This window comes from Gardnerella sp. DNF00497B (assembly GCF_049262725.1).
In the GTDB taxonomy this organism is placed as follows: Bacteria; Actinomycetota; Actinomycetes; order Actinomycetales; family Bifidobacteriaceae; genus Bifidobacterium; species Bifidobacterium leopoldii.
On record NZ_CP058400.1, the window covers coordinates 1,243,497 to 1,260,972 of the forward strand.

The 17,476-nt window shown below is 45.2% G+C and carries 16 protein-coding genes, 2 tRNA genes and 2 pseudogenes; 10 read left to right on the plus strand and 10 right to left on the minus strand.

Annotated features, from left to right (window positions below):
* Positions 1-193: 193 nt before the first annotated feature.
* Together HXT26_RS04725 and HXT26_RS04730 are read left to right on the plus strand one after the other, a co-directional pair.
* Positions 194-266: transfer RNA gene (locus tag HXT26_RS04725), tRNA-Thr, on the plus strand.
* A gap of 70 nt (positions 267-336) precedes the next feature.
* Positions 337-417, plus strand: a tRNA-Leu gene (locus tag HXT26_RS04730).
* 31 nt (positions 418-448) lie between these two features.
* Here the strand turns inward: HXT26_RS04730 and HXT26_RS04735 are convergent.
* From HXT26_RS04735 to HXT26_RS04750, 4 genes and pseudogenes are all read right to left on the minus strand, one after another.
* Entirely contained in the window at positions 449-1,135 is a 687-nt protein-coding gene (locus tag HXT26_RS04735; protein ID WP_004105345.1) for a non-canonical purine NTP pyrophosphatase, read from the minus strand.
* 22 nt (positions 1,136-1,157) lie between these two features.
* On the minus strand, positions 1,158-1,919 hold the full coding sequence (rph, locus tag HXT26_RS04740) for a ribonuclease PH (protein WP_004105347.1): 762 nt from the start codon (positions 1,917-1,919) through the stop codon (positions 1,158-1,160).
* Positions 1,920-1,985: 66 nt separating this feature from the next.
* Positions 1,986-2,216: pseudogene (locus tag HXT26_RS04745) on the minus strand (ABC transporter C-terminal domain-containing protein); the annotation flags it as partial.
* Positions 2,217-2,309: 93 nt separating this feature from the next.
* Positions 2,310-4,082 (minus strand): annotated as a pseudogene (locus tag HXT26_RS04750) (ABC-F family ATP-binding cassette domain-containing protein); the annotation flags it as partial.
* Between the two features lie 127 nt (positions 4,083-4,209).
* On the opposite strand from HXT26_RS04750, the gene rnc reads away from it, so the two are divergent.
* Entirely contained in the window at positions 4,210-5,031 is an 822-nt protein-coding gene (gene rnc / locus HXT26_RS04755) for a ribonuclease III (protein WP_004105351.1), read from the plus strand.
* A 554-nt stretch (positions 5,032-5,585) separates the two neighbouring features.
* On the opposite strand, the gene rpmF is transcribed toward rnc, so the two are convergent.
* The 6 genes from rpmF to HXT26_RS04785 form a co-directional block, all read right to left on the minus strand.
* Entirely contained in the window at positions 5,586-5,780 is a 195-nt protein-coding gene (gene rpmF, locus HXT26_RS04760) for a 50S ribosomal protein L32 (protein WP_004574042.1), read from the minus strand.
* 280 nt (positions 5,781-6,060) lie between these two features.
* Entirely contained in the window at positions 6,061-6,690 is a 630-nt protein-coding gene (locus HXT26_RS04765; protein ID WP_004574043.1) for a YceD family protein, read from the minus strand.
* Positions 6,691-6,692: 2 nt separating this feature from the next.
* Positions 6,693-7,730: a hypothetical protein gene (locus HXT26_RS04770; protein ID WP_004105355.1), complete on the minus strand. Its 1,038-nt coding sequence runs from the start codon at positions 7,728-7,730 to the stop codon at positions 6,693-6,695.
* Positions 7,731-7,745: 15 nt separating this feature from the next.
* Complete coding sequence (gene coaD, locus HXT26_RS04775; RefSeq protein ID WP_032835291.1) at positions 7,746-8,294, minus strand: pantetheine-phosphate adenylyltransferase; 549 nt, start codon at positions 8,292-8,294, stop codon at positions 7,746-7,748.
* 127 nt (positions 8,295-8,421) lie between these two features.
* Positions 8,422-8,751, minus strand: coding sequence for a DUF3039 domain-containing protein (locus tag HXT26_RS04780; protein WP_004105359.1), 330 nt, complete (start codon positions 8,749-8,751; stop codon positions 8,422-8,424).
* Positions 8,752-8,984: 233 nt separating this feature from the next.
* Positions 8,985-10,322: a nicotinate phosphoribosyltransferase gene (locus HXT26_RS04785; protein ID WP_004105363.1), complete on the minus strand. Its 1,338-nt coding sequence runs from the start codon at positions 10,320-10,322 to the stop codon at positions 8,985-8,987.
* 193 nt (positions 10,323-10,515) lie between these two features.
* Between HXT26_RS04785 and cysS the strand changes: the two genes are divergently transcribed.
* From cysS to trmD, 7 genes are all read left to right on the plus strand, one after another.
* A complete protein-coding gene (gene cysS / locus HXT26_RS04790; protein ID WP_004105366.1) occupies positions 10,516-12,153 on the plus strand; it encodes a cysteine--tRNA ligase in 1,638 nt (545 codons plus the stop codon).
* A 75-nt stretch (positions 12,154-12,228) separates the two neighbouring features.
* Complete coding sequence (ffh, locus tag HXT26_RS04795) at positions 12,229-13,899, plus strand: signal recognition particle protein (protein WP_004105368.1); 1,671 nt, start codon at positions 12,229-12,231, stop codon at positions 13,897-13,899.
* Positions 13,896-15,044, plus strand: a complete 1,149-nt coding sequence (locus tag HXT26_RS04800) for an endonuclease/exonuclease/phosphatase family protein (RefSeq protein ID WP_410299483.1) — start codon at positions 13,896-13,898, stop codon at positions 15,042-15,044. Before ffh ends, HXT26_RS04800 begins: the two co-directional genes overlap by 4 nt.
* 116 nt (positions 15,045-15,160) lie before the next feature.
* Positions 15,161-15,622, plus strand: a complete 462-nt coding sequence (rpsP, locus tag HXT26_RS04805; RefSeq protein ID WP_004574047.1) for a 30S ribosomal protein S16 — start codon at positions 15,161-15,163, stop codon at positions 15,620-15,622.
* A gap of 2 nt (positions 15,623-15,624) precedes the next feature.
* Positions 15,625-15,858, plus strand: a complete 234-nt coding sequence (locus HXT26_RS04810; RefSeq protein ID WP_004105376.1) for an RNA-binding protein — start codon at positions 15,625-15,627, stop codon at positions 15,856-15,858.
* Position 15,859: 1 nt separating this feature from the next.
* Positions 15,860-16,459, plus strand: a complete 600-nt coding sequence (gene rimM / locus HXT26_RS04815) for a ribosome maturation factor RimM (RefSeq protein WP_032835294.1) — start codon at positions 15,860-15,862, stop codon at positions 16,457-16,459.
* 31 nt (positions 16,460-16,490) lie between these two features.
* Positions 16,491-17,357, plus strand: a complete 867-nt coding sequence (trmD, locus tag HXT26_RS04820; protein ID WP_422112101.1) for a tRNA (guanosine(37)-N1)-methyltransferase TrmD — start codon at positions 16,491-16,493, stop codon at positions 17,355-17,357.
* Positions 17,358-17,476 lie beyond the last annotated feature (119 nt).

Consider the following 17,476-nt stretch of genomic DNA (forward strand, 5'->3'; position numbering starts at 1 on the left):
AAGCAGGTCGTCGCGCCTGCGAGGAAAGAAATCCCACAAAACTCGCGCCACACTAAACGAATTGCAATACAAACTATGCAATACTTGCTTAATGACTATTATATTTTGTACGGCGCGCCCATTGGACAAATTTAAAAATATGATATATAGTAATTGATTTGTGCGCGAGTCGCGAATGCGTCTCGGGCAACATGCCGCTTTAGCTCAGTCGGTAGAGCGTCTCCCTCGTAATGAGAAGGTCGACAGTTCGATTCTGTCAAGCGGCTCTCTGACTCGCTCGAGTGTATTAATACTTTTGATTTGTTTTTATTCGCTCGATTATTTATATGAGTCTATGCGCGAGTGGCGGAATGGTAGACGCGCAGGATTTAGGTTCCTGTGTCTTACGACGTGTGGGTTCAAGTCCCATCTCGCGCACGAAATTTTTCGCTTATTCAGTAATAAATGCTTATTCGGTAATAAATAATGCCTGCAACTCCGGCAAAAGCGCGCGCAAAGCATTACCTCTGTGCGAAATAGCATTCTTTTCTTCTTGAGTCAGCTCCGCGCTAGTCAAACCTTTCATTTGCACACCATCGCGAATAGGCTGAAGATCTGGCACAAATAGCGGATCATAGCCGAAACCGTTAGTTCCGTGCACCTCGCGCAACAAGTGACCAACCATTTCTCCGACTCGAACAGTCTCAAAGCCGTGAGAATGCGACATAACACTGCCTTCAGGAACCTCACTGCACCCATCCGGAATAGCAAGAGCTGCAGCACAACGAAAACGAGCAGTACGACATTGATCTGGAATATCAGAAAGTTGGCGCAAAAGAAGCTCATTATTAGCTTTATCGTCCCCATGCACACCACTCCACCTGGCAGAAAGAATACCAGGGGCAGCACCAAGCACGTCGACAATAAGACCCGAATCGTCTGCAATAGCAGGATAACCTGTTCTTGCAGCAACATCACGCGCTTTGAGCAAAGCATTCTGTTCAAAAGTCACGCCAGTTTCCACAGGATCAGGCAAGCCAAGAGAACCTGCAGTTACTAACTCGAAACTGTTTGCCAGCTTCGACAATTGCTCCTCTAAAATTTGCTTAATTTCAACGAGTTTTCCCTCATTATGTGTTGCCACAATAAGCTTCACGCCCGTTCTCCTTCAATCTCTTCTATTTTGCTAAAGCGGCTTTTTGAGCAGCTTGCAATTCGCGATTACCTTTAGTTGCCAAATCAAGTAACGTATTTAATTCGTCGCGATTAAATGGACGATGTTCTGCAGTGCCTTGAATTTCAATGAAAGTGCCGGAACCTGTCATAGCTACGTTCATATCTGTCATAGCTTGACTGTCTTCAACATAAGGCAAATCAAGCATAGGCGTGCCGTTAATAACGCCTACAGAAACAGCGGAAATAGAATCCTTAATAACACTTGCAGCAGAGCGAATATGACCATTCTTTTCTGCCCAATTAAGCGCATCTACCAAAGCTACATAAGCTCCAGTTACAGAAGCAGTACGAGTTCCACCATCCGCTTGCAACACGTCGCAATCAATTTGAATCTGGCACTCACCCATTGCTTTCATATCGACTACACCGCGCAAGCAGCGACCAATAAGACGACTAATTTCGTGAGTGCGACCACCAATTTTTCCACGCACAGATTCGCGATCAGTTCGCTCAGCTGTTGCTCTAGGAAGCATAGAATATTCGGCAGTTACCCAACCCAAACCGGAATCTCTACGCCAACGAGGCACACCAACCGTAAAAGTTGCAGTGCACATTACGCGCGTATTGCCACACTCAATAAGCACAGAACCTTCAGGAACATCAGTAAATTTACGTGTTATGCGCACAGGTCGGAGCTCGTCAACATTACGACCGTCAACGCGAATTGGTTTTACAGATTCCAACATATCCTTGATTTGAGTCATACCTCACAAATTTAGCACGTGGCTGTTATCTTCTATTTCTTCTTCTTAGCGCGCAGCAATTTTGTACTAAAGCTGCTCAGAAAGCTTCATCCACTCATCCTCAAGAGCACTGGTTTCTTGCTCGTTTTTTTGGAGATCTTCGTTAAGAGATTGAAGTCCAACAAAGTCACTTGGGTTATGCGCAGCCATTTGCGCTTCAATTTGCGACTTTTCTTCTTCAAGCTTTGTAAGTTTTCGCTCGATTGCAGAAACTCGCCTTGCAGCATCGTGATAGGCTTTGCCTGTAAGTTTTGGCTCAGCTACTGTACTTTCTGAACTTTCTTTAGTTGTAGAATTTGCAGTACTTGAAGCATTCACAGTACTCGCAGTACTAATGCTATTTTCGTGATCACGCTGCAACTTTTCTACAATTTGCAAATACTCATCTACACCGCCTGGAAGGTGACGAATTTTGCCGTCAATAAGCGCAAATTGCTGGTCTGTTACGCGCTCAAGCAAGTAGCGATCGTGCGAAACAACAATCAAAGTGCCGGGCCAAGTATCGAGCAAATCCTCCATAACTGCAAGCATGTCAGTGTCGAGATCGTTTCCAGGCTCATCCATAATCAGCACGTTTGGCTCGTTTAGCAAAATCAGCAGCAACTGCATACGGCGCTTTTGACCGCCCGAAAGATCCGCAATTGGTGTCATAAGCTGCTCGGGCTTAAAACCAAGCCTTTCCATAAGCTGACCTGGAGTCACTTCTTTGCCATCGATAATATAGCTAGGCTTATAGCGACTTAAAACTTCTTTTACTTTATATTTTCCAAGCTTTTCAAGCTCTTCTAGCCGCTGCGAAAGCACAGCAAATTTTACAGTCTTGCCGATATTTACGTGTCCAAGCGTAGGCTTTAGAGACCCGTCAATAATGCTTAATAATGTTGATTTTCCTGCTCCATTCGCACCCACAATTCCAAAACGATCGCCTGGGCCTATAAGCCAAGTTGCATCGTCTAAAATCATGCGTCCAGTAATAGTTTTGCGCGATGCAGCTGAAGTTTCTGCAATGTTTTCTGCGCTCGTAGCAGTATTTTCAGAAGTATTTTCCGCAGTATTTTCAAAAGAATTTTCTTGACTCTCGTCAACAGCAATAGTAACGCTTCCTACGTGAGTTGGTTGCGCAAAAGCAGATTCTACGATATCGACTTTATTTGATTTTTCTGCATTATCTTCACCTAAAGATGCGTTTTCTACAATATCCGGATCGATATTTTTTAGCTGCTGAGCGTTGTCGAAAATTTGCGTAACGTCAATTAAATCAACAACTTGCTTACCAAGACGCGAAGTTGCCATTTTCTTCAATTCAAGAGTGTCTCTTAGCGGCGGCACATCTGCAATAAGCTCACGCGCTTGCTTTACGTGGAATTTTTGCTTAGTAGAACGCGCACGAGCACCCCTAGAAAGCCAAGCTAACTCTTTTCTTGCCAAATTTCTGCGACGCTCTTCGCGCACATCCGCTTGGCGTTCACGCTCCACGCGTTGCATCATATAAGCGCTGTAACCACCCTCGAAAGGATCAATTACGCCGTCGTGCACTTCCCACATCGAAGTGCAAACCTCATCCAAGAACCAACGGTCGTGCGTCACAATCAAAAGCGCACCTTGACCGTCCTGCCAACGGTGAAGAAGATGCTCCGCAAGCCAATGAATCGTCACAACGTCCAAATGATTCGTAGGCTCATCCAAAGCCAAAATATCCCAATCGTGCAACAATAATCTTGCTAAATCTGCGCGCCTGCGCTGGCCTCCAGAAAGCGTGCCTACTTTTGCTTCCAAATTTATGCCACCAAGAAGCGCTTCTACAATTTCGCGTGAACGCTGATCTGCAGCCCACTCGTAATCTTCGCGATTTTCAAGAGCAGCCTCGCGCACAGTTGCGTTATCGTCCAATGGATCGCGCTGATCCAACATGCCAAAAGTAAGCCCTCCGCGCTTTGTAACGCGACCAGAATCAGGCTGCATTGTACCGGCAAGTAGCCGAAGTAGCGTTGACTTTCCGTCACCATTTTTTCCAACAATACCTATTCTGTCGCCTTCAAAAACACCTTGAGTTACGTCTGTAAAAATCGTTTTTGTAGCAAATTCTAGCGAAACTCGTTCTAATCCCAAATCATACGTAGGCATAATCCACAAATATAGCTGAACACTTATACGAAAGGATATAGAAGGAATATGGAAAAATGCGATCGCAAATGCGAACACGAAGCTTAAAAGCGCTTGTGTTGGTAGTAGGACTATAATAATACGTGCTATGAAAACTCAGAACAATCAACAAAATATGCAGAGCAAACACAATCAAAATAATCAAAACAACTCACATGCGCAACACAACGAAGATGGAGTTTTGAGATTAGATGGCGATGAAACACGTCCTGGAGACCCAACGCAGGAACTTTTGAACGCTTTAGGCACAACTATTTCGCCGGATCTTTTGGTAGAAGCACTCACCCACCGCTCGTTCTCGCACGAGCATCCTGGCACACGAAATTATGAGCGACTTGAGTTTTTGGGCGATGCTGTGCTTGAGTTAGTTTCTACGGAAACGCTGTTTTCTGCACATCCAGACATGACTGAAGGTCAGCTTGCAAAGATGCGAGCGAAAGCTGTGTCTGAATGGGCGCTTTCTGCTGTCGCGCGCGAAAAGCTGCATGTTGGCGCGTATATTCTTCTCGGTCGCGGAGAAATGGAGCAGGGCGGAAATAATAAAGATTCAATTTTGTGCGATATTGTTGAAGCGCTTATTGGCGCAACTTTTGTTGAGCATGGAATTGATGAAGCTCGCAGAGTTGTGCATCGTTTGATTGACGACACTTTGGCGGAAGTGCTAACTGAAGGACCAGCTCTCGATTGGAAGACTTCGCTTACAGTCAAAGCTCACGATATGGGTTTGGAAGATCCAGAGTATCGAATGGCTGTTTCTGGGCCAGAATACGCACCAGTATTTGAGGCTCGCGCGGTTTTGGCGCATAAGGATGGCGACGAAGTGCTGGGAGTCGGAAGTGGCTCTAGCAAACGAAAAGCGCAACTCGCAGCCGCCGAAATCGCTTGGCACGCACTCGACGCGCGTAAGTAACTACGAACTTTACCTGATCTGCGAACTTTGTCATCGATACTTCGAATACGATAAGCGACTATCAATCAAAGAACACTAGCATTATTGCTCTGCCATCGCTACACCGAAATGACTACCACACAACAAAAACACTAATCATTTTCTGAGTAGTGAGGGGTGGGTGTTGCTTGAGAGGTCGAATATTAGTGCGGTAGAGATTTGAGATTTTTCGCACTGAGCGCGGCGAACGTCAGAGCCGCAGGCTGCTGATTCGCCAAGCGAAGAAGAAAAATCGAAAAATCTCTGCGATAAAACGAGGTTATTAAAGATTAAACACGCAGAGTTTGGGGGATTTCTTTACGAGCACTAAAAGAGGACTGAGGAAGCAACATTCCTTAAGAACAAAGCAAACAGCAAAACCTCTAACAGCCAAAGCGACGAAGGACGGGACGTGCGAGGAGAGAAATCCCCCAAAACTCACGCCACACCAAACGATAACTCGCGCAACAACCACAATACGAAAGAAAAAGAAAAACCCTGCCACCCGTCGATGGCAGGGTTTCTGTTAATAAAACCTACTTGGTGTGCTCGGAGCGAATAGCTTCACGGTAAACACGACCACGGAAGGTTCCGCAAGATGGGCAAGCCATGTGTGGGAATGCCTGAGAACCGCAGTTCGGGCAAGTCACAGTCTGCACGGCAGACGCCTTCCAATTAGCGCGACGCGAATGCGTATTAGCACGCGAGGTCTTGTACTTAGGCAGTGCCATAATTCTTTCCTCTATTTCGTTCAATCGATTGAGCTTAAGCGTTCTGTATATTACAGCAAGCGCCGTACAAATTGCGCAACCTAATTTCTCTTTAGTGCGACAGAAACTTTACAAACGTGCGCAGTTTATGCCGCTTTTCAGCCCAAAAACGACCTTTTCTTTACACTACTGTAAAGTTTCGGTCGAAATAAGGCGCGCAAACGACCTTTTCTTTACACTACTGTAAAGTTTCGGTCGGGAATCAGCTCAAAAACGGCAGAAACTTTACAACTCGCTAAAATTAATGCCGCTCTTCATTCTGCTCAAGCTGAGCTTTCAAATCCTCTAAAGCAGCAAAACGAATATCCGTAACGTCGTGATGATGATCTGGATGCTCGTTTAAGTTTTCGCCACACTGAGAGCAAAGTCCGCGGCAATCCGGCTCGCACAACGGCTGCAACGGCAACTCACTTACCATCGTGTCGCGAATAAGAGCCTCAATATCCGCAAAATCGCCACCCGCAACTAGCGGATACACATTGCCTGACTCGTCATTTTCATCCCAAATTTGCGATTCAGCTTCATCCGCATCGCCACGAGTATTGCGATTATCAGAACGATTAGAACGCGAGTCAGCATATGGGAAGAATACACACACATCCACTTTCCAATCGCGACGAAGCGGCATCAAGCATCGAGTACATTCTGCATGCACCGGAGCAGTAATACTGCCCTGAAACATTAAGCCGTCAACCACAGCATCAAAATCGCCATCAACCATAACATCGCTGCCTGGCTTTACGCCAATAACGTAATCTCCAATGCCTTCCGGCGCCGGAAATACGCGATGCAACGACATGCTACTACCAGCGCGCGCAGCCATTTGCGCTACTGGAACAGCCCATGGTGATTGGGATGGATGCGAAGCCATTACTAATTCCTTTCCTCTTCATCATCGTCATACAATGATGAGCTAATGTCGTTTTGTACGTGCGCTGCAGCTCGGCGACGATCTTCTAACACTCGCTGACCCGCTTGCACGTCTTGCTCTAATTTATCTAGCTGCTGCTTTAAGCCTTCCATAACAGTTGCGCAATACTGATCCGCACCTTGCGTAAGCTTGTCTGATTTTGCTTGCGCAATAGCGAGAATATCGCGAGCTTTCTGTTTTGCTAAAGCCGTTACGTTTTCTTGACCTGCTAAGAATTGAGCACGCTCTTGCGCTTCTTCAATTATTTCTGCAGATTGAGATTGCGCTGAGGAAACAATAGAGCTTGCTTGTGCTTGCGCTGTACGCAAACGTCGCTCTGCTTCTCGCATTAATGCAGAAGCTCGCTCCAATTGCACAGGAAGCATATCTTTCAAACGCGCTAACTGGTCAACGAACTCATCGCGATCAATTTTTACCATTCCTGCAGCAAACAGAACATTCTTTGCTTCCGAAAGGGCTGCTTCCATTGCATCAATAATGTCGTAAACTGTTGTAAATTCAGCGCGACTCTTTGAGCGCACTTCATCGCTTACTGCTTCTGCAGCTACTTTTGAAGTTTCAGATTCATTTTCTTCAAAGTCAATAACGCCACCGTCTTCTCTTTCTCGTAAATCTGGAAGAGGGAAAGGAGAAAATGATGCTGGCGAAGAAGCTGCTTTGCTATTTTTATTGTTCTTATTTGCACTATCAGCGCCATTATCTCGCACATCTTCCGCAGCAGAAACACTTCCAACTGCCGCAACAGATGACGTTTCTGTATTGTCAGCATCTGAGTCAACTAATAGGTCGCCTTTACGCGCACTTCGCACGTCGGATTGCGTTGTATTTACAACGCCGTCTTGAGCATCTTCTTCATCTGCAAGAACCGGATGCAATGGAAGCTTTTGATTGCGATCAACTTGCACTTCGCGCTCCATTGTGTCGTCTCCTTCACTAGATAATCCAGAAGTTGCGTCAGTAAGTTCATTTTTATTTGTCATCTTCTACTCTCCTGTTCAATTGTTCAGCATAGATGAATTATTATCTACACCTAATGATTGTTCATTAAAAAGCTTTTTTAATAAGGGTATTACGTTATCTGGAACCATGCCAGTAACATTTCCCCCATGACGAGCAACATCTTTAACCACAGAGCTTGAAACATGCTCAAGCACAGGATCAGCAGGCAGAAAAAGCGTTTCGATACCTGCTAATTTGCGGTTCACTAGCGCCATTCCAAGTTCTGCCTCATAATCACCGTTTTGACGTAAGCCTTTTACGATTACTGTAGCACCAACTTTTGTACAGTAATCAGTAATCAAACCAGCTGTTGAAGTTACTACTATTTTGCAATTGCGATTGAAACTATTCTGAGCTTGCGGCAAATTATTTATTGCTTCTTGAATAATTTTTACGCGCTCAGATTCAGGAAATAACGGAGTCTTTGCAGCATTTACCGCAACTAGCACATGTACTTCATCAAATAGATGCGTACAACGTTGTATTACGTCTAAATGGCCGGCAGTGACTGGATCATACGAGCCGGGGCACACAGCTATAGTCATGCTCTTAGATTATCACCCATTGCGCTCAGAACAAAAATATATTAATAAAATAGCGTTACTTTTATCGTTAAAGATAGAAGTAACGCTGATATTTAATATAAATTGCTTAAATACGCAACATAATTACTTAAAAATTAAACTTTCCTAATTCCTCGTATATGCGCTTGCATTCAGGGCAAACTGGGTAGTCATTTGCTTCGTGTCGAGGAATCCACACTTTACCGCACAAAGCTACTACTGGTCGACCAGTTAAGCGCGACTCTTCAATTTTGTCTTTTGACACATAGTGCGCAAAACGATCTGCATTACCACCATCATCTAGACGAGCATCTTCGTCAACTTCTGGACGTTCTAGAACAGAAGTGCTTGTGCCGGAACCAGAGTCTGGATCTGTGGATTGCGAACCAGATTCCATAACAGCATCTAACGCATTATCTGCTTCTAAAGATGAAAACATCTCGCATCCTTTCGTAACGCATTGTGTAACGAATTTCGTAGCGCACTAAAATTTAATTGAATTTTATTCGCAAAACCAAGCATAAAGCATTATCGCAACAAACACTCAAAAAGCTGTCGGAAACGCTAATCTTTACGCATGAATTATTTGCGAAAATTATTTGCGATCCTTTTGCGAATCTTATTTAGTTATTTAGTAAAGTTTAGTTTTAAAAAAATCAATTTACAGTACTTCTACAGTACTTGAATTTCTGTTGGTATTGCAGGGTCTCCGCGCATCAAACTTTGCGCAGCCAAAGGCAGTCGACGCAAAGCAGAAGCGCAATAATCCTGGGCACGCATAATCGCATCGTGACCCATAAACTGTTCGTCAGCTTCACCGTCGACCATGTAATCAACTAGCAGATTCTCCCACGAATCCTTAGGCTTAAACTGAGCGAGCGCAACTTCCGAACCGGAAATCACGCGTTCGCAATCAGCTACACCGCAAGAATCGTTGCTGTAATCGTATGAACGATACGCCAATTTACGTCCAGGCACAGTCGCTTTATTCTTAGAACGCTTAGCAACAGGCTGCATTACACCATCTGCACCCTCACGCTCAGTAAGCTTATAAACCATTGCGCAAGTTGGAGCGCCGGAGCCGGTTACAAGCATTGTGCCGATGCCGTAAGAATCCACAGGCGCATTTTGTAAGGAAGCAAGAGCATACTCGTCCAAATCGTTCGTAACTGTAATCTTTGTGTTTTTAGCACCCAACTCGTCGAGCTGATTCCTAACGCGACGAGCCAGAGCGCACAAATCTCCAGAATCAATACGAATTCCGCCAAGATCTGGACCTGCAACTTCCACGGCTGTCTTTACAGCTTCCTCAATATTATAAGTGTCAACAAGAAGCGTAGTGCCTTTGCCAAGAGCTGCAATTTGAGAAGTGAAAGCGTCACGCTCAGTGTCGTGAACAAGAGTGAAGCAGTGAGCTGCAGTTCCGATTGCCTTTAAACCGTAAAGTTTTGCAGCTAACAGATTTGCAGTACCTTTAAAACCGCCAATTACTGCTGCACGAGATGCGGCAACTGCAGAATATTCGTTCGTGCGGCGGCCGCCCATATCCATGCAAGGACGTCCTGCGGAAGCAGAAACCATGCGAGCTGCAGCAGACGCCACAGCACAATCGTAATTGAGAACGGAAAGCAGAAGAGTTTCGAGCAAAGTGCACTCGCCGAAAGTGCCTTCTACTTGCAAAATTGGCGAGTTAGGGAAGAACATCTCACCCTCGCGATAACCGGAAATTTTACCGCGGAATCGGAAATTTTTCAGCCATTCAATGGTTTCTGTACTAACAATTTTGCGATCACTTAAGAAACGTAAATCATCTTCCGAAAGATGGAATTTTTGCAACTCTTCCAAAATGCGGCCCATGCCAGCAACAACTCCGTAACGACGGCCTTGAGGCAAGTGGCGCGTAAAAATTTCAAAAACGCACTTGCGATTTGCGGTGCCGTCTTTAAGAGCAGCGTCGAGCATAGTGTATTCATACATGTCCGTCATAAGAGCAGATGAAATCTCAGCCATGATATTCCTTTCGTAACGAACAAAATAAAAACAGCTAGGTAATAGATAAGTAATAGATATGAATCTAATTGGATTACTAAAGCTAAATCTAAAACCAAATCGCAATAATTGTATCGCTAACTAAAGAGCCGACGCACGAAATGCAACTTCTCAAAGTCACTCTGAGTATAAAGAAGCATTTATAATAGCAATTATGCTTAATAAGAGTTTGAACGAAGAGACTGCAAAAGTTACTAAAGCCGCAGAAAACCTGCACTTATACAACACGGCTTCACATTCAACGAACACTTTCGTACCTAAAAAGCCTGGTCAAGTAGGCATGTACGTGTGCGGCGCCACAGTGCAAAGTTCTCCGCATATTGGTCATATTCGCGCAGCGATCGCATTCGATATAATCCGTCGCTGGATGCTACGTTTAGGCTACAAAGTCACGTTTGTTAGAAACGTCACAGATATTGACGACAAAATTATGAAAAAAGCCAATGAATCAGGGCAAAATTGGTGGGAACGAGCATATATTTACGAGCGCGAATTTACAAAATCCTACAATACTTTAGGGGTACTTGCGCCAACAGTTGAGCCGCGCGCAACAGGTCATATTACAGACATGGTTGAGCTGATTGAGCGTTTGATTGAGCGCGGTCACGCATATGTTATTAATGACAGCGACGGAAATCCTACTGGAAATGTTTATTTTGACGTGCCAAGTTGGGAGCATTACGGCGAATTAACACACCAAAATCAGAACCAAAATGAAACTTGCGCAGACGAAGCCGCAGCTATTGCAGACGCAAAGGGTCCAAGCGTAGACGCTGCTGAAAACGATATTTACAATCCAACAGATCCTGCAGATGCTTCACCAGACAAACATGATCCTAGGGATTTCGCACTTTGGAAAGCACCTTGCGATTTCGATCAGCCGGATGCGCGCTGGAAAACTCCTTTTGGTGAAGGACGCCCTGGTTGGCATATTGAATGCTCTGCTATGAGCCATCGATATCTTGGAGACGATTTCGATATTCACGGAGGCGGCCTGGATTTGCGTTTCCCTCACCACGAAAACGAAATGGCACAAACGCGTGCTGCTGGCTGGGAAAGCGCTGATGTGTGGATGCATTCAGCATGGGTTACCGCAAAAGGTGAAAAAATGTCCAAATCCTTAGGAAATGGACTTTCCGTACCAGTAGTTTTGGCAAATAATTCGGCTTGGGTTGTGCGTTATGCTTTGGGAGCAGTGCAATATCGTGCAATGCTGGAGTGGTCCGACCAAGCTTTGGTGGAGTCAAAATCGGCTTACGATCGCATTATGAACTTCCTTGAGAGAGCTGGCAGATTGCTTGACAAGAAGCCAACTTGCGAAGAAGTGCACTCTGTTAACGCAGACGAGCTTCCAGAAGATTTTACTCGCGCTATGAACGATGACATTAACGTTTCTGGCGCAATCGCAGAAATATTTACTACAATTCGTCAAGGAAATGCTCTTATTGACGACTGCAGCAAAGATTCTTCACAAGCACAAAGCGAAAGCGTACAAAAGCTCATATATCTCGCTGTTTTGCAAGTGCGAGCTATGTTAGATACTTTGGGCTTGGATCCTTACGCAAAAACGTGGGCTTCGAACGATAATCAATCGTCTGCAGAAGGCTCAAATGGCAAGGAAAGCAAAGAATACTCAGCTTTGGACTCTTTAATTACTTTGCAACTTAAAGCTAGAGCAGATGCTAGAAAAGCAAAGGATTTTGCTACTGCAGATGCTATTCGCGACGCGTTAAATAACGCAGGAATTGTAATTGTCGATACTTCGCAAGGATCATCTTGGCATTTGCAATAAACGAAAGTAACGCAAAAGTATTAGTTAGCAATTGCACTAAAGTTACGTTAGCAACAACAGGTAGAATGGAAAACTATGGCAGCATTTAGTTCGTTAACAGACCGCCTTTCCAATGCTTTTAAGCATTTGCGCAGCAAAGGCAAGCTATCAGAATCCGATATTGACGGCACAATTCGCGAGATTCGTCGCGCACTTCTCGATGCAGACGTTGCGTTGGAAGTAGTACGCTCATTCACTGCTCGAATTCGCGAGCGCGCTCTTGGTGAGGAAGTTTCGCACGCTTTAAATCCAGCTCAGCAAGTTGTGAAAATTGTAAACGACGAGCTTACGCAAGTATTGGGCGCAGGTGTAGATAGGCAGCTTAATTTTGCGAAGTACCCTCCAACTGTAATTATGCTTGCAGGTTTGCAAGGTGCAGGTAAAACTACGCTTGCTGGAAAGCTAGGCTACTGGCTAAAGGATGCAGGTCATACTCCTTTGCTTGTAGCAGCAGATTTGCAACGACCTAATGCAGTCACACAGCTGCAAGTTGTTGGCGAGCGCGCAGGAGTTCCTGTATTTGCTCCAGAAAAGGGTGTGCAAACAGGCGGAAGCGCGATTTCTTTGCCATGGTTCACTAAAGGCGACCCTGTTAAGGTTGCGCGCGATTCTATTAATTATGCGCGCGAAAAAATGTATGACACTGTGATTATTGATACCGCAGGTCGTTTGGGTGTTGACGAAGAGCTTATGAAGCAGGCACGCAATATTCGCGATGCCGTGCAACCGCAAGAAGTGCTGTTTGTTATTGATGCAATGATTGGTCAGGATGCTGTTCGCACTGCTCAAGCTTTTAACGATGGCGTAAACTTTACCGGCGTTGTGCTTTCTAAGCTTGATGGCGACGCTCGAGGCGGTGCTGCACTTTCGGTTGCAAGCGTTACTGGAAAGCCGATTTTGTTTGCTTCTACAGGTGAAGGTTTGAAGGATTTTGAAATCTTCCATCCTGATCGAATGGCTTCACGCATACTCGATATGGGCGATATTTTGACGCTTATTGAGCACGCACAGAAGCAGTTCGACGAAGAAGAATCACGCAAGGCTGCTGCAAAAATAGCTGAAGGCAGCTTTGGTTTGGATGACTTTTTGGAGCAACTTCAGCAAGTTCGTAAGCTTGGCTCAATGAAGAAGCTTTTGGGCATGATGCCTGGAATGGCAGCTCACCGTCAGGAGCTTGAGCAGTTTGACGATAAGGAAATTGACCGAACTGAGGCAATTATTCGCTCTATGACTCCTCAAGAGCGTAGAAATACGAAGATTATTGACGGATCTCGCCGCGCGAGAATTGCTGCTGGTTCAGGCGTGAGCGTTTCGCAAGTTAATGCACTTTTGCAACGTTTCGAGCAGGCTGCAAAAATGATGAAGCGAATGAGCGGAGGCGCTGGAATGCCTGGCATGGGCGGAATTCCTGGATTCGGTGGAGCCGGCAGTAAGTCGAAGCGCAAAGATAAGAAAGGCAAGAAGAAGGGCGGAAAGTCCGGAAATCCAATGCGCAGGGAAGCTGAAGAGCGCGCGTTGCGTGAGCGTCTTTCTGGCGAATCTACTAGCGACGATGTTGCAGGTTCTGCTTTTGCAAAGCCGCAGCAACCCAATCTTCAGAATCTTCCTGAAGGACTTAAGGAACTTATGAATTCCGAAGATGCAAATCAAGATAATCAACTGCCACCTAACTTTGGCGGCGGATTAGCTGGCTTATTCGGTCGATGATTTTAGTATTGGCGTTTTTGTGGGTTATATTTGTGCCGCTTCTTTTGTGGCAGTTGATGCGTTGGCTGCCAACAGGTGCGGATAAATATAACCCACTTCCGTATATTATTGCGCTGCTTCCACTTGCAACTTACGTTATGGGAGCACTGTTTTTGTGTAATTTTGGCGGTTTTTTGCTGTATACATGCTGCGCAGAAAAAGTGACGAAATCGCTTAATTTAGCGCAATCTTACGCGAAATCTTACGGATATTTATGTATTGCGTACGCTGTGCTATTTTTGATTTCGCTTAAGTCGCATACGCCGTACTGGTTTGCAAAATTACGTAGGTTGCACGAAAGCAGGTCGTCGCGCAAAAGCTGCAAGAAACGGCATCAAGAAATACGCGTGATGACTCTTAATTGCAGATACGGAAAAGCGAGCGCATCCGAAATAATAGAAATAACGAAAAAATATCACGTAAATACGTTACTTTTACAAGAATTAAGCGAGTCTTTAGTAAAAAATCTTGAGAAACTTGGAATATACGAAATTTTCCCAACTTCGTGCGTAGGTGCGCAAAGTGAGCATAATAACGGCGGATTCAACGCTATTTTTACGCAATATTCCGCGATTTCTACTTGCAATAATTCCGTAAAAATTGAAGCTGCAAGCGTGCCTCGCGTTACAACTTGCTTAGATTTTGGTGCAACTGAAAAAGTTGTAGTGAAATTTGCTTCTGCACATCCAAAGTCACCGATGCGTGGGTGTGCTGCTTGGAGTAATGGAATTCGCGCACTTGCGACTATTGATTCTACTTATTGCGTTGACGAATCCACTTCGAAAACTTGCGATTTAGCAACTCTTACTATTGTTACTGGCGATCTTAATTCCACAGTCGACCACCCAAGCTTTCGCTCGCTTTTGAAATACGGATTTACAGACGTTGCACTTTCGCTTGGAAAGCGTCTACGCACATGGCCTACATGGCTTAAGTGGCCAAATCTTACACTTGACCATGTGCTATTTTGCGCAAAAAACTGTAAATCTAACGCACTATGGCAAAAGAATATAGTTGTTGACGGCACTGATCACCTAGCCTACATCGCAGCAATCGACCTACAATCACTAGATAAAAACGTCCAAGCGCGCAGGCATAATGGATAAGTTATTCGCGTGAATCGGCGCCCTCTTCCCGATCACGTGAGGAACATGTGGAAGCTCGCAAGGAGTGCCCCACACCCGAACGAAATTCCACGACTCTAGTTATAAGGAGAGCCATTTTGGCAACCAAGATTCGTCTTAAGCGATTGGGCAAGAAGTTCTATGCCTTCTACCGTGTAGTCATTTCTGATTCACGCAACAAGCGCAACGGTCAGTCCATCGAAGAGATCGGCGTTTACGATCCAAACAAGCAGCCATCTATGATTCAGATTGATTCTGAGCGCGCACAGTACTGGCTTGGCGTTGGCGCACAGCCAACCGAACCAGTGTTGAAGCTCTTGAAGATCACTGGCGACTGGCAGAAGTTCAAGGGTCTCGACGGCGCCGAAGGCACGTTGAAGACTTCTGAAGCTGGCCCAGACGCACAGGCTCGCGTTGAAGCTGTTGAAGCTGAAGCTCAGAAGCTGAAGGCCGCTAAGTCTGAAGCCGCTGCTAAGGCTAAGGCTGCAGCTGAAGCCGCTGCAAACGAAGCCGAAGAAGCCCCAGCTGAAGCTGCCGAAGCCGAGGAAAAGGCTGAGTAATCATGCTGGCTCAAGCTGTTGAACATCTCATTAAGAACATCGTAGATTTTCCAGATGACGTGTCGGTACGTTCTCACGAAAATGCTCGCGGCGAATTGCTTCGAGTACGCGTGAATCCTGAAGATATCGGTCGCGTTATTGGACGCAATGGTCGTACCGCTAATGCAATTCGCATTGTTGTGCAAGCTTTGAGCAACCACAATGTGCGCGTTGACATTATGGACGTACGTAAGTGAGATGAACGTGGCATTAGACCAACAATCTTTTGACAACCCTCAGCAAAGTCGTAATGACCTGCTGAGGGTTTGTCGTATCGGTAAAGCCCAAGGTTTAAAAGGTGAAGTCACTGTACAAATTTTTACAGATGAGCCTTATGAACGTTTTGAGCCTGGAAATATATTGTGCACTGCAAACGGCGAGCGCGAGTTCGTTATTGAGAACGCAAGAACGTTCAAAAATCGTTGGATTTTACTATTCGAAGAATCACAAAATCGCAACGATGCGGAAGCACTTAATGGCACTGAATTGTATGTGCATGCAGAAGATGCGCAAGAGCTTGCTGCTGAAAATGCTTGGTATATTAAGGATTTGGTCGGTTTGCAAGCGCGTTTGTGCGAAGAAAATCAGCTTGGGCTTACTCCTAAAGTTATTGGAAAAGTCGTGGATGTGCTCGACGGCGCGCAATCGTTACTGAAAATCCGTTTAGATCATCCGATTGACGAAGAGAATAAAACAGCGCTCGTGCCATTTGTTGAAGCTATTGTGCCGGAAGTTGATGTTGCAAACGGGTATTTGACTATTGATCCTCCTGGCGGTTTAATTCCGGGGCTTTTGTAGTTTTGTAGTTTTCGTAGTAGAGTGCCTTATGATGGACATCGATATTATTTCCGTATTCCCAGAATATTTTCGCATGCTAGACCTAAGTTTGTTAGGCAAAGCACAAAATAATGGTTTATTGCAAATTCGCGCATACAATTTACGCAAATGGACTCACGATGTGCATCAATCGGTTGACGACACGCCGGTTGGCGGTGGCGCTGGCATGGTTATGAAGCCTGAAGTTTGGGCGGAATGCTTAGACGAGCTGCTTAACTTGCCAAAATCTGAAGTAAAAAATACGTGCGATACATGCGATAGTTGCGAAGAAGCAAAAATCGCGCCTAATAAAATAGACTCAACTAAACCAATCCTTATATTCCCGAACCCTTCTGCCCCACTATTTACGCAAAAAGACGCAACGGAATTAAGCAACGCAAATCATTTGGTGTTTGGATGCGGTAGATACGAAGGCTACGACGCTAGGATTCCAGAATATTACCGCGCGCAAGGAATTGACGTACGCGAGTATTCAATTGGCGATTACGTGCTAAATGGCGGAGAAGTTGCAGTAAGCGTTATGCTTGAGGCAATTACACGCTTAATCCCTGGGTTTATGGGAAATCCTGAGTCGATTGTTGAAGAGTCGTACACAGGATCGGACGCACTTTTGGAACACCATCAATATACGCGTCCAACTACTTGGCGCGGTATAAGCGTTCCGGAAATACTCACTTCCGGAAATCACGCCAAAGTTGATCGTTTTCGTCGAGATGAAGCTATATCTCGCACAAGCGAAATTCGTCCTGATTTGATTGAAAAATTGGACTGCCACAAGATAGATAAGGCGGATCGAAAAACACTTATGTCGCTCGGATGGGAAGTTTCTGGCGATCATCCGCGCAAAAACTTACTCTAGCAACAAAAGCCAGAAATACTCCGGCAACAGTATTGCCCTGCTAACGTTAATTACTTGTTGATTAGAGAACACTAACATTATTGCTGCCGCACGTACAACACAAAATCCCTTCACCATAA

Coding starts and splice junctions, on each gene's coding strand:
- rph (WP_004105347.1), bottom strand. CDS start 1,919: ATGACTCAAATCAAGGATATGTTGGAATCTGTAAAACCAATTCGCGTT.
- rnc (WP_004105351.1), top strand. CDS start 4,210: ATGAAAACTCAGAACAATCAACAAAATATGCAGAGCAAACACAATCAA.
- rpmF (WP_004574042.1), bottom strand. CDS start 5,780: ATGGCACTGCCTAAGTACAAGACCTCGCGTGCTAATACGCATTCGCGT.
- HXT26_RS04765 (WP_004574043.1), bottom strand. CDS start 6,690: ATGGCTTCGCATCCATCCCAATCACCATGGGCTGTTCCAGTAGCGCAA.
- HXT26_RS04770 (WP_004105355.1), bottom strand. CDS start 7,730: ATGACAAATAAAAATGAACTTACTGACGCAACTTCTGGATTATCTAGT.
- coaD (WP_032835291.1), bottom strand. CDS start 8,294: ATGACTATAGCTGTGTGCCCCGGCTCGTATGATCCAGTCACTGCCGGC.
- HXT26_RS04780 (WP_004105359.1), bottom strand. CDS start 8,751: ATGTTTTCATCTTTAGAAGCAGATAATGCGTTAGATGCTGTTATGGAA.
- HXT26_RS04785 (WP_004105363.1), bottom strand. CDS start 10,322: ATGGCTGAGATTTCATCTGCTCTTATGACGGACATGTATGAATACACT.
- cysS (WP_004105366.1), top strand. CDS start 10,516: ATGCTTAATAAGAGTTTGAACGAAGAGACTGCAAAAGTTACTAAAGCC.
- ffh (WP_004105368.1), top strand. CDS start 12,229: ATGGCAGCATTTAGTTCGTTAACAGACCGCCTTTCCAATGCTTTTAAG.
- HXT26_RS04800 (WP_410299483.1), top strand. CDS start 13,896: ATGATTTTAGTATTGGCGTTTTTGTGGGTTATATTTGTGCCGCTTCTT.
- HXT26_RS04810 (WP_004105376.1), top strand. CDS start 15,625: ATGCTGGCTCAAGCTGTTGAACATCTCATTAAGAACATCGTAGATTTT.
- rimM (WP_032835294.1), top strand. CDS start 15,860: ATGAACGTGGCATTAGACCAACAATCTTTTGACAACCCTCAGCAAAGT.
- trmD (WP_422112101.1), top strand. CDS start 16,491: ATGGACATCGATATTATTTCCGTATTCCCAGAATATTTTCGCATGCTA.